9 protein-coding genes are annotated in these 16,005 nt (G+C 52.0%); 7 read left to right on the top strand and 2 right to left on the bottom strand.

What is annotated here, in order from left to right; all coding sequences use genetic code 11:
- Positions 1-265: 265 nt before the first annotated feature.
- The 6 genes from DFR42_RS14820 to DFR42_RS14795 all read left to right on the top strand — a co-directional run bounded on the left by DFR42_RS14820 (position 266) and on the right by DFR42_RS14795 (position 13,230).
- Positions 266-3,364 (top strand): TonB-dependent receptor, encoded by a 3,099-nt coding sequence (locus DFR42_RS14820; RefSeq protein WP_110255768.1) that lies wholly within the window; start codon positions 266-268, stop codon positions 3,362-3,364.
- A 261-nt stretch (positions 3,365-3,625) separates the two neighbouring features.
- Positions 3,626-5,734, top strand: coding sequence for a putative bifunctional diguanylate cyclase/phosphodiesterase (locus DFR42_RS14815; RefSeq protein ID WP_110255767.1), 2,109 nt, complete (start codon positions 3,626-3,628; stop codon positions 5,732-5,734).
- 4 nt (positions 5,735-5,738) lie between these two features.
- The gene (locus DFR42_RS14810; protein ID WP_110255766.1) at positions 5,739-9,080 is read left to right on the top strand and encodes a PAS domain S-box protein; all 3,342 of its coding nucleotides are present in this window, start codon (positions 5,739-5,741) and stop codon (positions 9,078-9,080) included.
- Positions 9,081-9,105: 25 nt separating this feature from the next.
- The gene (locus tag DFR42_RS14805) at positions 9,106-9,513 is read left to right on the top strand and encodes a MerR family transcriptional regulator (RefSeq protein ID WP_110255765.1); all 408 of its coding nucleotides are present in this window, start codon (positions 9,106-9,108) and stop codon (positions 9,511-9,513) included.
- 67 nt (positions 9,514-9,580) lie between these two features.
- A complete protein-coding gene (locus tag DFR42_RS14800) occupies positions 9,581-10,162 on the top strand; it encodes an NAD(P)H-dependent oxidoreductase (RefSeq protein WP_110255764.1) in 582 nt (193 codons plus the stop codon).
- Between the two features lie 146 nt (positions 10,163-10,308).
- Positions 10,309-13,230: an HD domain-containing phosphohydrolase gene (locus tag DFR42_RS14795; protein WP_110255763.1), complete on the top strand. Its 2,922-nt coding sequence runs from the start codon at positions 10,309-10,311 to the stop codon at positions 13,228-13,230.
- A gap of 89 nt (positions 13,231-13,319) precedes the next feature.
- Here DFR42_RS14795 and ycaC read toward each other — a convergent pair whose 3' ends face one another.
- Together ycaC and DFR42_RS14785 are read right to left on the bottom strand one after the other, a co-directional pair.
- On the bottom strand, positions 13,320-13,961 hold the full coding sequence (gene ycaC / locus DFR42_RS14790; RefSeq protein ID WP_110255895.1) for an isochorismate family cysteine hydrolase YcaC: 642 nt from the start codon (positions 13,959-13,961) through the stop codon (positions 13,320-13,322).
- Between the two features lie 49 nt (positions 13,962-14,010).
- Entirely contained in the window at positions 14,011-14,883 is an 873-nt protein-coding gene (locus DFR42_RS14785) for a pirin family protein (RefSeq protein ID WP_110255762.1), read from the bottom strand.
- 141 nt (positions 14,884-15,024) lie between these two features.
- On the opposite strand from DFR42_RS14785, the gene DFR42_RS14780 reads away from it, so the two are divergent.
- A complete protein-coding gene (locus tag DFR42_RS14780; protein ID WP_110255761.1) occupies positions 15,025-15,939 on the top strand; it encodes a LysR family transcriptional regulator in 915 nt (304 codons plus the stop codon).
- Positions 15,940-16,005 lie beyond the last annotated feature (66 nt).

The following is a 16,005-nucleotide window of genomic DNA, read 5'->3' as shown; positions in this document are numbered from 1 at the left end:
GCCCTCATCCCTGCTGCATCCAGTTTCATCACACCCATTTTTCCCCCATCACCTGGCAATTCCGTTTCATCCCTAGTCGATAGTTGATGCATTTCTTTCGTGGCAAAGTCTCTTTCACACCGACTTGCCTTTGAATTTTTTTGATCTTTCCAATACAGGCATGCGCTTGCGTACGTCCCCAATTACTGTCTGCAGTGAACGGGATGGTAGTCAGCATCATCGGGATAGCCCATTTCGCGTTCAATGAAACCCATTAGGAAATTACATGCAAAAACGAAACCATGTATTTAAAAAGAAACTGGTCGCTCACGCACTGACGCTGGCCTTTGGTGCCGGCATACTGAGCATCGCCTTCTCACCTGCCGTGCATGCGCAATCAAATGCTGCCGGCACGGTATATGGCAAGGTCAACGCTGGCTCGGCCACCACGGTGGTATTAAAAAATACGGAAACCAATCTGACCCGCAATGTGGCAATAGATGCGAATGGAAAATTTCAGGCAACTGCGCTACCCATCGGTCATTATCGCGTCAGCCTGATGAAAGACAGCCTCATTGTCTCGACAATGGAACTGGATGTACTTGCCGGCCAGGGTGTGGAAGCGGCATTTAATGAAGAAACCAACGGCATACAGTCAGTCACAGTCGCTGCTACCCGCAAACGTATTGACGTGAGCAATGCCAGCAATGGTGCGACTTTTACCGCGAAGGAACTGGATAAATTACCGATTGCCAAAAACGTCAACTCCATCATACAACTGGCGCCCAATACCACCCGCAGTGACCCAACCTACGCAGGGGGCGCCGCCTTCGCTGGCGGCGGCGCCTCAGAAAACGCCTACTACATCAATGGCATGGTGGTCACTAATCCCTTGACGCAACTGGGCGCGTCAGAATTACCATTTGGTGCAATTTCACAGGCGCAGATATTGGTTGGCGGCTTTGGTGCAGAATTTGGACGATCGGTTGGCGGTATCGTCAATATCACGACCAGAGGCGGCACCAATAACTGGGAGGCAGGTGTCTCTGCCAACATCACGCCTAATTCATTGCGGTCCAGGCGGCTTGACTACTACTACCCTGTCATCGGTGCCAGCAATACCAAGGCGACTGATGGCAGCTTGCGTTTGCGTCGTGAGGACAATACTTTTAATGAACAACAAGTTGGCGCCTATATAGGCGGCCCTGTCATCAAGGATAAACTCTTCATGTTCATTGCCGCTGAAGGCACTCGTTCTGACAATGGCCAGGTCAATAAGGAAAGAACTGCTGTCACCCTCAATGAAAATGGCTGGAGAGAGCAAAAGAATGAGATCAATCGCTACTATGGCAAACTGGACTGGAATATCAATGATGACCACCGTCTTGAATTGACCGCCATCGGTGACAAGACCAAGCATGACAACTCCTACTATTCCTATGACTACGCCAGTCGTGCGCGCGGCAGTGTCGTCAAATCTTCTGAGCATATTGAACTTGATCCTGATGCAAATACAGGTGACAACGGTGCTGATGTACTGAGCCTGCGTTATGTTGGCAATATCACTGATAACTTGACCATCACCGCCATGTACGGGCAAAGCAAGGCCAAGCATGTCTATCAGCCGGTTGGATACAATGCATCCCTGTTTTCCATCACTGCCGATGCCAATAACCGGGTTCCGGGCCTGAACTACAATTCTTCCCAGGGGTATAGCGGCACTCTAAATTTTGACGGTTCTACGGATAGCCTCAAGTCCATGCGCCTTGATCTGGAATACAAGCTGGGCAAGCATTTGATACGTGCAGGCATAGACAACAATGCAGCCGACTCCGTCAACGCAGGCGTGTATAGCGCAGGCGGCGGTGCCTGGACTTACCTGCGTACCACGACACCCAATACGGCAATTGATGTCACTGGTGGTGTCGTCCCTGCGCTCGCACAATATGGCGGACTGGCTGCACAAGGCTATTATGTGCAGAAGGGTTTGTACTCTACTGTCTCCAATGCCTATACCGAACAATCCGCCCAATACATAGAAGACAAATACCAGATAAGCAAAGATGTCTTGCTGACCTTTGGTCTGCGCAATGAACAATTCGCTAATTTGAATCAGGACAAGGTCAAGTTCGTCGACATGAAAAACCAGCTTGCGCCACGCTTTAGCGCAGCATGGGATGTCAATGGCGATTCTTCTTTCAAGGTATTTGGCAGCGCCGGTCGCTATGCCGTACAAATGCCTTCGGTCGTTGCACTGCGCCAGTCAAATGGCTCACTCAATACCAACCAGTATTTTACCTATACAGGTACTGACTCGAATGGTTTACCCACGGGTCTGGTCCCAATTACCGGCGCACTGTCCGGCAATAGCGAATATGGTCAGGCGAAAGATCCCAAAACAATAGCGGCAACCAATCTCAAACCCATGTTCCAGGATGAGTTGACGCTGGGTTTTGAAAAAGCTTACTCGCAAGATTTGAACTTTGGTGCAAAGGTCACGTATCGCAGCTTGCGTTCTACCATTGATGACTTCAGTGATCCACGTGTATTTGAAGACTGGGCAATCCGTAATCATGTCCCTATTGGTGACACCTGGAATTTCTCTGGCGCCGCATTCAATCCGGGTGAAGATAATGATTTCCTGATTGACTTCAAGAGCGGCAAAGGCTATTCGCAAGTACACCTGACTGCAGCAGAAATAGGCATGCCCAAAGTCAAGCGTGTTTACAAGGCGCTGGATCTGTTTGCAGAACATCCTTACCGCAATGGCTGGTATGGCAAGCTCAACTACACCTGGGCACGCAGTGAAGGTAATACTGAAGGCCAGACCCTGTCAGATACAGTAACCGGCCAGGCGGACGTGGCAACTACGCAAACCTGGGATTACAAGGAGTTGATGTACAACGCCAATGGCAAATTACCAAATGACCGCACTCATCAGATAAAAGCCTTTGGTTATTATGACCTGAGCCAGGAACTGACGATAGGTGGCAACTTGCTGATCGCCGCTGGCCGTCCAAGGAATTGCAAAGGCACCCTGCCGAGCGCGGACCCGCGTGCCGTCGCTTATGGCGTCAACTATAACTCGGCACATTTTTATTGCTATGGAGCGACGCCTAAAGACAATGTGGCATCCCCACGAGGCACAGCAGGCAATCTTGAATGGGACAGACGTCTGGACCTGAATCTGACCTATAAACCTCAACAGGTCAAAGGCCTGGTCTTCAAGATGGATATATTCAATGTCTTTAATGCGCAAACCGTGCAAAAGATAGAAGAGCGCTGGAATAACCGCAATGTCCTGCTTAATACCTACGGGCAAGTTCTGAGTCTGACTGCACCACGCAGTGTGCGTCTGGGGGCCGAATACAACTATAAGTTCTGATCAGCGTTTTTTTCATTTTCTCTTTGCGCCCTTGCAGCCATACTGCTTCAGCATAAGCTGTATGTCACTGCAAAACTTTACACGCCCGGTTCGCCGGGCGTTTTTTTGCGTTTTTTTTGCTTTCTTGTTTACCAAGCCTCTCCAGAATGGTATTGCCCTCGCTGTTAATAGTGCATTAACATAAGGCTTGCCACCTCGCCTGTGCTTTACTTTTTCATCATCACTCAAACTTGGCTCTTTTTGCAAACTTGAAACCTGAATATGCCTGACAGCCTCGACCGCCTGACCAAGTTCCTGCGCTTGCGCCGTATCGGTGTGCGGCTGGCCATCAGCTATGGTTTGCTGTTGATTTTATTCAGCATCGTTTTATTGTTGCCAATTTCACAAATTCGCAACATGACTGCGCGCAATGACAAATTTGTCCGCAAAGAAGTGCAAAGTCTCTTGTATGTACAAGAACTGAGTATCTCCACAGAAAATGTAGGCCGGGCCTTGTTGCAATTTCTCACTGTTCCTTATGAGCAACGTGTGCCTGAATACACCATCGTTGATGAAAAAAACCGCCAGATTGATCGCCTGATCGCGTCCCTGGAAGCCTTGCTCAGCGATGATGAACAGTTAAAAAGCCTGAAGCTCCTCAAGGAAAAACGCAGTGTTTATAATAAATATTACCTGGATACCGTCAACCAGTTGGAAGAAGAAGGCCAGGAAGCAGCCAAAGCCAGTTTCATCAAACAGGTAAAACCAGCACTCGATGCCTTGCTGGATCAATCAAAAAGTTTCCTCAAGCGCGAGCAAGAGCTGATCCTGGCCCAGCAGGCACAAGCACAGCAGGAACTGGAAAGAACCGGCATGCTGGTCGCAATCCTGTCCGTCCTGGGCGTTATCATGGCAGCCATACTGGCCTGGCTGACTACCCGCAGTGTCGTCAAACCACTGGCGCGGCTGGAAGCCAGTGCCCGGCAGATTGCCAGGGGCGATTACCAGACCCGCTTCATCCCCAGTAAAACAGAAGAAGTGGCAAGAGTGGGTGAGGCACTCAACACCATGGCCGAGGCCATAGGCATACGCGAACAAACCGTGGAGCGGCTGGCGTATTACGATAGCCTGACTGGTTTGCCCAACCGCACCCTGCTACTGAAAACGCATGAAGGCCAGGGCTTGCCGCATCAGGGTTTCATCCTCATGGACCTGGCACGCCTGAAAGTCATCAATGAGACCCTGGGTTTTGATACGGGTGATACGGTCATCTCGGATATAGCTTTACGCCTCAGGAAAGTGATCGATAACGGTAGTAATACAGGCAAGCCCTGGCTGGCCAGGCTGGCTGGTGGTGCATTTGCGATACTTTGTGCTGACAGTTCCAAAGCCAGTATTGAAGACTTGCATCAGCGCATCGATGCCGCCATGGCCGCTCCCGTCAAATGCGGCAGCCATTCAGTCGATGTCAGCCTGGTATATGGCTTTGCCATCACCGCTGGCACTCCCCTGCCCCTGATGACCCTGGCCAGAAACGCCGAAGTCGCCCTGTATGCAGCCAAACGCAGCGCCAATGCATCTGCCTGGTATACCGATGCACAGGAAGCATCGCGCCTGACCCACCTCAGCCTCTTGTCTGATTTGCGTTCTGCAGTCAGGGAATCAGAATTGCAGATGTGGCTGCAACCCAAACTATCCCTGACAACAGGCAAAGCCTACGGTTTTGAGGCACTGGTACGCTGGCAACATCCTGTACGTGGGTTTATTTCCCCCGCAGAGTTCGTGCCCTTTGCCGAACGTACCGGTTATATCGGCATGCTGACGATGTGGATGCTGGAGCAAGCCATCGTCACCCTCAAGAACTGGCAAGACAAATATCCCGGCCAGACCATTGCTGTCAATGTCAGCACCCATGATTTACGCGACACCAGTTTCCCTGACCAGATAGCGGCACTATTGCGCCAGTATGATCTCAACCCCAAACTGTTGAAGCTCGAAATTACCGAGAGCGGCATCATGGAAGACCCCGGCAGCACCATAGAGTTGCTGAACCGCCTGCGTGCCATAGGCCTGGATTTGTCCATCGATGATTTTGGTACTGGTTATTCTTCCCTCTCTTACTTGCAACGCCTGCCCGTCAGTGAACTGAAGATAGACCGCAGCTTTGTCACTGACATCGACAAACTGCCTGCTACTCAGGGGCTGGTAAAAGCCATTATAGAAATGGGCCATGGCCTGGGCTTGAGCGTGATTGCCGAAGGCATAGAAACCGCCGCCGAACGGGAAAGCCTGCGCCAGCTTGGCTGTGATTCCATGCAAGGCTATTTTGCCAGCAAGCCCCTGTATGGTGAACCCTTGCAAAAATGGCTGGCCAGCCTGTCGACTCATTAGGCCTATGCAAGCACCTGCGTTTCCTGTTGATGAAGCACTACGCCTGCAAACCCTGCATGCCTGCGCCATCCTTGACACACCTGCCGAAGAACGCTTTGACCGCCTGACCCGGCTGGCCCGCCATATGTTCCAGGCCGACATGGCACTGATTTCCCTGATTGATGCTGACCGTCAATGGTTCAAATCCAAACAGGGTCTGGATGCCATTGAAACCCCGCGGAATATCTCTTTTTGCGGCCACGCCATACTCAGCCCGGACATCCTGCATGTGGCAGATGCCAGCAAAGACCCGCGTTTTGCCGACAACCCCATGGTGTGCCAGGAGCCGCATGTACGTTTTTATGCGGGTGCGCCTTTGCATGCGCGCAATGGCCAGCGACTTGGTACCCTGTGCATCGTCGGCAGTGAACCCAGAACACTGAGCAAGCAGGATTTACATGCCTTGCGCGATCTTGCCGATTGTGTGGAACGTGAATTTTTCCGCGAAGAACAACAAAGGCAGCATCATGCCTTGCTGGCCCTGACCACCATCACCTCCCTGTCCTACCAGGACCCGGACACCGCTTTGCAACAAACCCTGACCATGGCCTGCGACTATCTGGGCATGACACATGGGCAGATAAGCCGCTTGCAAAATAACGGGAAAGAAGCACTGCTATATCAATCTGGAACACCCATGCCCGGGAGTATGCAAGCCAGGCCAGTTCACCTGCCCACAGCCGCAAGCCAGGGCCTCATCCATGCCGCCAATCTGGCAGAAAGTGTATACCGCCAGCAAGACTGCTTCGCAGAATATGGCGTGCAAAGTTTCATAGGCTTGCGCCTGCATATCAATGACAAGGAAGATGCCGCGCTGAGTATCTGGCATACCCAGCCCAGACTATTCCCGTTTTCTGACGTGGAAACAGAATTTGTACGCCTGCTGGCAGACTGGGTCAGCGGCGTCATGAAAAGACAGGAACTGGACCGGCAGTTGCAAAGACAACGCGCCCTCAGTGATGCCATTGCCATGGCCCAGGCTTTATTCATACGCGAAACCGACCAGGAAAAAGGCTTTGTATCGCTGCTGGCCGCAATCCTGAAACTGACGAATAGTGCCTATGGCTTTATTTGCGAAGTCAAAAACAAAAGTGCCAGCAACCCTGCCCTGAAAAGCATGATGCTGGCCTGGAACACCGCAACAGAACACATCAGCAGCATCAGCCTGGAAACAGAAGCGAGAGATGCCGCCTGCCTGCAACTGAAATCCAGATATGGCAGTGCGCTCCAGGCGGCCCGCTCAGTCATCGACAATGCCCTGCCTGCAGATGCACTGGACCAGGTTTTCCCTGCACATTTCGAGGCATTGCACAGTTTCCTGTGCATCCCCGTGCAATATGATGGTGAACTGATCGCCCTGGTTGGCATCGCCAACAGAAGCGAGGGATATGATCAGCACATCCGCGAATTTTTAAACCCCTTGTTCAGCACCCTGGGCCAGTTGATCAGTGCTGCACGCGTGCAAAAGCAAAGGCGCGAAACCGAGCGCCAGTTGGCCAATGTCATCAAGGGCACCAATATCGGTACCTGGGAATGCAATATTCTCACTGGCGAAACCATCTATAACGAACGCTGGGCAGAGATGCTGGGCTATACCCTGGCAGAACTGGAACCCACCACGGTTGATACCTGGCTCAATCTATGCCATCCGGAAGATCTGAAAATCACCAGCGGCATGATAGAGCAGCATTTCAGGGGTGAAATCGAATACTTTGATCTCAAGAGCCGCATGCGCCACAAGGATGGCCACTGGATCTGGATACATGACCGCGGCTGTGTCGTCAGCTGGGGGCCAAATGGCGAGCCACTGATCATGTCAGGCAGCCACGCCGACATCACCAAGCAAAAAGCAGCCGAGGCGGAGCTCGCACATACTTATGAATTGCTGGAAAAGTCCAATGCCGCTGCCCGCATAGGCACCTGGGATTTTGAAGTCAAGTCACGCAGACTGCACTGGAGTAAAGTGACCCGGCAAATCCATGATGTAGATGACGATTATGACTGCACTGTCGATAGCGCCATCGCCTTTTACAAGGGTGAAGAAAGCCAGCAAAGAATTCGCGACTTGTTCATCAGGGCGGTGCGTGAAGGTGCTTCCTTTGATACTGAGTTCCGCATCCTCAGTGCACTTGGACATGAACGCTGGGTACACGTCGTTGGCTTCCCGCAATTTGAAGACGGTGTCTGCGTACGTGTGTATGGTACTTTCCAGGATATCAGCGAAAGAAGAGCCGCAGAAGAAAAGCTGCGCGACCAGGCTGCGCATACCAGCGCCATACTGGACAATGTGCTCGACGGCATTATCACCTTTGATGAAGACTATCATATCCTCAGTGCGAACAATGCCGCCGTCCATATTTTTGATTATGATGCGGATGAATTGCCCGGCAAGAATATGCGCCTGCTCATTCCCAATACGACTGAAGATGGAGATCACGATACCCAGCAGCAGGATATATCCGTCATACAGAGCATCATAGGCACCAGCCTTGAAGTCGAGGCAAGCCGTAAGGATGGCAGCAAGTTCCCGCTGGATTTGTCAGTCTCCACGCTCAGCCGTCAGGGCAAACCCCTGTTCATTGCACTCATGCGTGACATCACTGAACGCAAGCGCACAGAAAAAATCAAGAATGAATTCATTTCCACGGTCAGCCATGAATTGCGCACGCCATTGACTTCGATTTCCGGTGCACTGGGCTTGATTTCTGGCGGTGTATTTGGCAGTTATTCAGACCGCATGAAGCAGATGATTGATGTCGCCAATAAAAATTGCCAGCGCTTGACTTTCCTCATCAATGATTTGCTGGATATGGAAAAACTCAGCGCCGGGAAAATGGTGTTTCGCCTGGAGACAAGCAAACTCAGCGAGCTGCTGCATCAGGCAGTGGAGTCTAACCAGACCTTTGGTACTGCACGCGGCGTATCCCTGCGCTTATCAAAACCTGTCCCGGCACTGAACATCACCGTCGATACCCAGCGCTTCATGCAAGTCTTGTCTAACTTGTTGTCAAATGCCATCAAATATTCTCCTGAAAATGATGTGGTCCAGATAGAAGCAGGACAAAGGGGCAAGAAAGTACGCATCAGTGTCATCGACCATGGTGTTGGCATCCCGCATGAATTCCGCGACAGGATATTCCAGAAATTTGCCCAGGCTGATTCTTCCGACACCCGCCAGAATGGTGGCACCGGGCTAGGTCTGGCCATCACCCGTGAGCTGGTAGAAAGAATGGGCGGTGATATAGGTTTTGAATCCATGCCAGGGCAAGCAACCAGGTTTTACATCGATTTACCCATCAATACCTGAATCCCCATATAAGACAGGAGCACGGATGTATATAGGAGAACTCGCGCGCCTGGCAAACGCCTCGGCAAAAGCCATACGCCTGTATGAAAACCTGGGCTTGCTTGGTCAGGTGCAACGTCTGGGGAAATACCGGATTTATACAGAGAGAAATGTCTTGCAGGTGCAGTTGATAAGGCAAGCGCAAAGCCTGGGCTTTCGCCTGTCAGAACTGGCACCCATGCTTCATGCAGCGCATGGAGAACCAGACTGGGCATTGATAGCCCAGCATTTGCACGAAAAGCGTGCAGTCGTGAAAACTGAAATTAAAAAACTTCATGCGCTTGATGCCTGCCTGCTGCAAATGCAGGCAGAAATCCACGACTGCCTGCAGGCGCAACTTACAGCACAACAAGCTGCCTGCACCAGTTTCCCTGTCAATCAACATGTAGATTGATATAGCTTGACTCTGCCCCTAGGGGCAAGGTGCACACTGTAGCCAGGTTCATCAATTTGGATACAGTATGCAAAAAAAACGTGTGTTAGTCATTGCCAGCCATCCCAGCGGCAATAGTTTTGGTTCTGATCTCGCCGACATCTACGTGCAGGCAGCCCGCACAGCAGGACATGATGTGCAGATATTAAGGCTGGATCAGTTGGTGTTTGATCCCATCTTGCATCAAGCCTATAAAGTCATACAGCCTCTGGAGGCCGATCTGCAAATGGCACAGGAGTCCCTGCTATGGGCCGAGCACCTTTGCTTTGTCTTTCCCATCTGGTGGGGAGGCGTGCCTGCACTATTGAAGGGATTTCTGGATCGTGTCTTGCTGCCAGGCTTTGCGTTTAAATACCATCCCGGCAAAAGCTTTCCTGAAGGCTTGTTGAAAGGCCGCTCAGCCCATTTGCTGATCACCATGGATACACCACCCTGGTTTTTTGGCCTGTATTACCGTGCGCCGGGCATACATCAAATGAAGCGTACTGTCCTTGAGTTCTGCGGTATCAAACCTGTGAGCACACTGAGCCTTGGGCCGGTCATCAATTCGCAGCCAGCGCAAAGGCAGAAATGGATAGACAAGACAGTGGCTCTGGCAAGACGCCTATAAACCTAGACCGCCCGCCAGTGTCGCAAAACGCACATGTAAGGTTTTCAATTGCGCTATTGTAAAGAAAGCTCTACCATGGGATTGCCTTAAAGGCATTTCAAAAATGCACTCTCATCTTGCAGCAGATAAACTCAGGCGGGTCATTCATGCGCATCAGGAAAAATGTTCATTTTCACATTTACATCTCTTATTTTTTCACAGGCCTGATACTCATCTTTGCCATTGCCATGGGCACAGTGTTGTTCATGCGCATGAGTAAAATCATCCTGGCCCAGGCCAACACCAGCTATGCCCTGATAGGCAATGAAGTTGCCAGCAATGTCAAAGACATCTATGAGCCAGTCCGTAACCAGACTGAAATTCTGGCGCAGTCACACCCCATCTCAGGCAAGAACCTGAACGAACGCCTGACCCATGTCAATTATCTGGCCAAGGCCATCATCAGCGTCAAATCTGCTACCTCTGCCTATGTCGGTTTTGCCAATGGAGAATTTTTTCTTTTGCGTCAGTATGCCAAGTCCAATGGCAGCAAGGGCATTTTCAAGGCACCAGAAAAAACAGCCTGGATAGTGCAAAGCACCAGCCTGGATGCAGGTAAATTGCAGGAGCATGTAGTCTATCTGGATGACAGGCTCAATGAAATCGAACGCCAGCCTGTTCCCCTGCGTAACTATGACCCCCGCGTGCGCGGCTGGTATGAAACCGCCATGAAAACACCCAGCCAGGCCCATGTATCCGAACCCTATTACTTTTTCACCACCGGCCAGATAGGCGTCACCTATGCACAAAAAATCGTTGATGCTGATGCAGTCGTAGGCATAGACATAGAATTGCCAACCATTCATGAAACCATCAGGAACAGCAGCATCACCCCATCCACCAGAATGGCGCTGATAGACCGCAAGGGCCAGTTACTGGCCTGGCAAAATGGCAAACAGACTATCTACAAACCACAAATTGCCACGCGCCTGGATGGCACGCAAAGCATGCCTACCTTGAAAGAGCAAGATGCACCGGTACTCAATAAAATAAACGACTTGGCTGATGCTGGTGGCCAGAGTAGCCAGGCTCTGGACATGATAGGCAAGACCTGGGCAACTTATCAGGGCAATATACAAATCCCCGGTGGCCAGGACCTGCGCATACTGATTGCCAGCCCTCATGATGAGCTGCTCGCAGGTGTCATCAAGATGCGCAGGCAAAGCATAGCCCTGTTTGCCCTCTTGCTGGTCATAGGCCTGGCCCTGACTGTCTATTTCTCTCGCCTTGCATCCAAGCCGCTGAAACAATTGAATGACGAAGCCAGCAAGATCGCCCGCTTCGATTTCAAGAGCCCCATCAATATCCAGTCACGCATCAAGGAAATTGCCGACCTCAGTAACTCCATGCGCGGCATGAAGGCCACCATACGCTCCTTCCTTGATATCGCCAGCAGCCTTGCATCAGAAACCAATTACGATAAATTGCTGGCGCGGGTATTGAAAGAAATGTCAGAAATCACCGAGGCAAAATCCGGCATCCTCTACCTCTACCAGCCAAAAGACAAAGCCATGCAAGTGGTGCAAGCCTATGTCGATCACGAGGTGCTGGAAACCAGCAAGCAAAGCATCAGCATGGCAGATGAAAACCATCCCGTCATACAAGCCTGCAAATCACGCAGCAGTATTTGCCAGTTGCAGGCAACAGACTTGGCGCTCTACTTCAGCGCACTGCCTGCCACCGACCACACCACCACCCTGATCGCCATCCCTTTAAAAGACAGGAACAACACCCTGGTCGGTGCTATCGCCCTGGTCATCGACGATGCAAACATAGACCCAGGCAGGCAAGCCATGGCCGAGGCAGTGTCTGGCGCGGCCGCAGTCGCCATAGAAAACCAGCGCCTGATACAGGAGCAAAAGGCCCTGCTGGAAGCCTTCATACAACTGATCGCCAGCGCCATCGATGCCAAAAGCCCCTACACCGGCGGCCATTGTCAGCGCGTACCGCTACTGACAAAATTACTGGCACAGGCTGCCTGCAAGGAAACCGAAGGCCCGTTTGCCAGCTTCCAGCTCAGCGATGAAGAATGGGAAGAACTGCACATCGCCGCCTGGCTGCATGACTGCGGCAAAGTCACTACGCCAGAATACATCGTCGACAAAGCGACAAAACTCGAAACCCTGTATGACCGCATCCATGAAATACGCATGCGTTTCGAGGTCTTGAAACGCGATGCGCAAATCGATTACTGGCAAGCCGTGGCTAAGGATGATGCTGGCAATGATGCCGCAGAACTCAAGAAAAAACTCGACGACACCATCGCCCAGCTCGACAGTGATTTCGCCTTCATCGCCGAATGCAATGAAGGCGGCGAATTCATGGCACCCGACAAGATCGCCCGCATACAGGATATCGCCGGCCGCCACTGGCTAAGAACACTGTCTGACCGCATAGGCATTTCCCACGATGAAAAAGAGCGCAAAAACCGCACAACAGAACCCACGCTGCCAGTGCAAGAGCAACTGTTGAGCGACAAAGTTGAACACATCTTCACAAGGTCGCCACGCGATACCATCGCACCAGACAACCCCTGGGGCTTCAAGGTCAAGGTGCCAGAAAACCTGTACAACCGTGGCGAAGTGTATAACCTCACCGTGGCACGTGGCACCCTGTCAGAAGAAGAACGCTACAAGATCAATGAGCACATGATACAAACCATCATGATGCTGGAAAAACTGCCCTTCCCGCGTCACCTCGCCAAAGTGCCGGAAATCGCTGGTGGCCATCATGAAAAAATGGATGGCACAGGCTACCCAAAACGCCTGAACGCCGAACAAATGAGTATCCCTGCCCGCATGATGGCGATCGCCGATATCTTCGAAGCCCTGACCGCCGCCGACCGCCCCTACAAGAAAGGCAAGACCCTGTCAGAAGCCATCAAGATCATGAGCTTCATGAAAAAAGACCAGCATATAGACGCAGAATTATTCGGGCTGTTTTTGAAATCAGGTGCCTATCTGGAATACGGCAGACAGTTTATGAATCCGGATCAGATCGATGAATTTGATATCCATGCCTATGTGTGATTTTAGGTTTCGCATGCATTTTCTTTGATCAAGGGCCTCCCTGCGGAAGCCCTTGATGTTCATGCAAGCAGATTTAATGTTTCAAAACCTTATTTGCTGGCACTCGCCCTGATATAACTATTGATCAGATTCCGGTAATCAGGAATATGATTCGAGAACAGTGTACCCAGACCGATCACATCATTCCTCCAGTCACGGTGCAATTCACCGGCAACCGCAAACCAGCTCGTCAACTGCGCACCTGCTGCCTGCATGCGTTGCAGGGCAGAGTTGCGGGTGATATCGTTGAAAGTACCTGAGGCATCCGTCACCACAAACACTTCGTAACCCTCACCCAGGGCCGACAAGGCAGGGAAAGCCACACACACCTCCGTCACGACACCGGCGATGATGATCTGTTTGCGGCCTGTTGCCTTGACAGCGGCCACAAACTCTTCATTGTCCCAGGCATTGATCTGCCCTGGACGGGCGATGAAAGGCGCGTCCGGGAAAATCTCACGCAGTTCTGGCACCAGCGGGCCATTCGGGCCATCTTCAAAACTCGTGGTCAATATCGTCGGCAAATTAAAATACTTCGCCACATCGGCCAGCGCCAGCACATTGTTCTTGAACTGGTCAGGCTGGATATCGCGCACCAGCGACAGTAAACCAGTCTGGTGATCCACCAGCAGCACCACTGCATCATCTTTATTCAAACGTTTGTAGAGATCGCTTCTAATTTCTTTACTCATTTCATCTTCCTCAAAAAAGTGGGCAGGTCTGCCCAAGTACAAAAATTTTTTATTGCGCAATCCTGCCGAACTGGCCGCTTCTGAAATCCGTAAAAGCCTGGTCTATCTCGGCAGTTGTATTCATCACAAATGGGCCATGCGCCACTACTGGTTCATCAATAGGCTCACCACTCAAGAGCAGCACATGCGCATCTGATTCAGGCTGTAACAGCACATGTTCACCACCCTTGTCCAGCAAGACCATCTGCGCAGGCCCGGCCACCTGCTGACCATTCACCCTGACTGTGCCTTGCAAGACCACCAGCATGGCTGTGCGACCCGCCTGCAAATTCAGGGGCGTGGCCCTGCCCTGGTTCAGCCGCATATCCCAAACATCCATAGGCGTGTGCGTATGTGCAGGCCCATTATTAGCGGCATAGCTACCGGCAATCACCCGCAGGCACCCTGCATCGCCTGGCAAGTCCACTACAGGGATATCCCTGTTCAAAATGCCCTGATAACCTGGCGTAGTCATCTTGTCGCGTGCTGGCAGGTTGACCCACAGTTGCACCATCTCCAGCGTGCCGCCTGTGCGGCTGAATGCTTCTGAATGAAACTCGTCATGCAAGATTCCTGCGCCTGCCGTCATCCACTGCACATCACCTGGGCCTATGGTGCCGCCTGCCCCGCTTGAATCGCGGTGCTCGACTTCACCCTGATAAACAATGGTCACTGTCTCAAAACCACGGTGAGGGTGGCTGCCAACACCGCGCTGACGTTCGCCCGTCATCGGAGCGAATTGTGCAGGACCAGCGTAATCCAGCATCAAAAACGGGCTGATGTGCTGCCCCAGACTGGCATTGGAAAACAAAGTCCGCACCGGAAAACCATCACCAACCCAGTGTTGGCCGCTAGTACCGTAGATACCTAAAACTTGTTTCATGATCTTGTCCTTGCTGGTTGGACACGCTTGGTGTCGATGGAAAGAAGTTTAATTTCTTGCGAAGAATGGCGGTAGTAGGTGAAAATATGATGCAACGTTCTATTTTTAGAACGATGTTATGCATAATAACCAGGAAGAAAGATGTCCACGCCACCAGACTTGAATGACCTCTACTACTTTGCCCAGGTGGTAGACCATCGCGGCTTCGCCCCCGCCGGGCGTGCCATAGGCATACCCAAGTCCAAGCTCAGCCGCCGCATCGCAGAGCTGGAAGAACGCCTGGGCGTGCGCCTGATACAGCGTTCATCCCGCAGCTTTTCTGTGACCGAGATAGGCCAGACTTACTACAGCCATTGCAAGGCCATGCTGGCCGAAGCCAGCGCAGCGCAAGAAGCCATAGACCAGGACAAGGCAGAACCGCAAGGGGTCATACGCCTGAGCTGCCCCATCGCCATGCTGCACGCCCAGGTTGGCACTATCCTGGCCGAGTACATGGTCAGCCACCCACGCGTGACCCTGCAACTCGAAGCCAGTAACCGTCGCGTCGATGTCATTGCAGAAGGTTTTGATCTCGCCATACGCGTGCGCCCGCCACCGCTGGAAGACAGCGAACTGGTCGTCAAGGTATTAGGCACCCGCTGCTGGTGCCTGGCCGCCAGCCCCGCCCTGCTGGAGAAGCTGGGCACGCCACAACAACCCGCAGACCTGGCCAACTACCCCAGCCTGGACCTAGGCCCCGCCCGTGAAGAATACCTTTGGCAACTGGTAGGCGAACAAGGCGAACTACTGACCATGCGCCACACCCCACGCATGATCAGCGACGACATGACCGCACTACGCCAGGCTGCCATCGCTGGCGCAGGCGTCGTGACGCTGCCTGTGATGATGATGGAAGAAGAATTAAAGGATGGCCGTCTGGTACAGCTCATCCCCTACTGGACACTGAAACACGGCATCGTCCACCTGGTGTTTCCATCAAGGCGATGGATAAGACCAGCGGTGCGCAGTTTGATTGATATGCTGGATGAAAAGTTTAAGGACTTGCCGAATAATTAGAAGCGCAAACTATCTTTTGCTGTAAGGCCGACATTAGCCGCGAACAATTGCCTACATACTCATAGC

This window comes from Undibacterium pigrum (assembly GCF_003201815.1).
Lineage (GTDB): Bacteria > Pseudomonadota > Gammaproteobacteria > Burkholderiales > Burkholderiaceae_D > Undibacterium > Undibacterium pigrum.
Note: the sequence above shows the minus strand (reverse complement) of the source record. Positions and strands in the feature narration are given on the sequence as shown.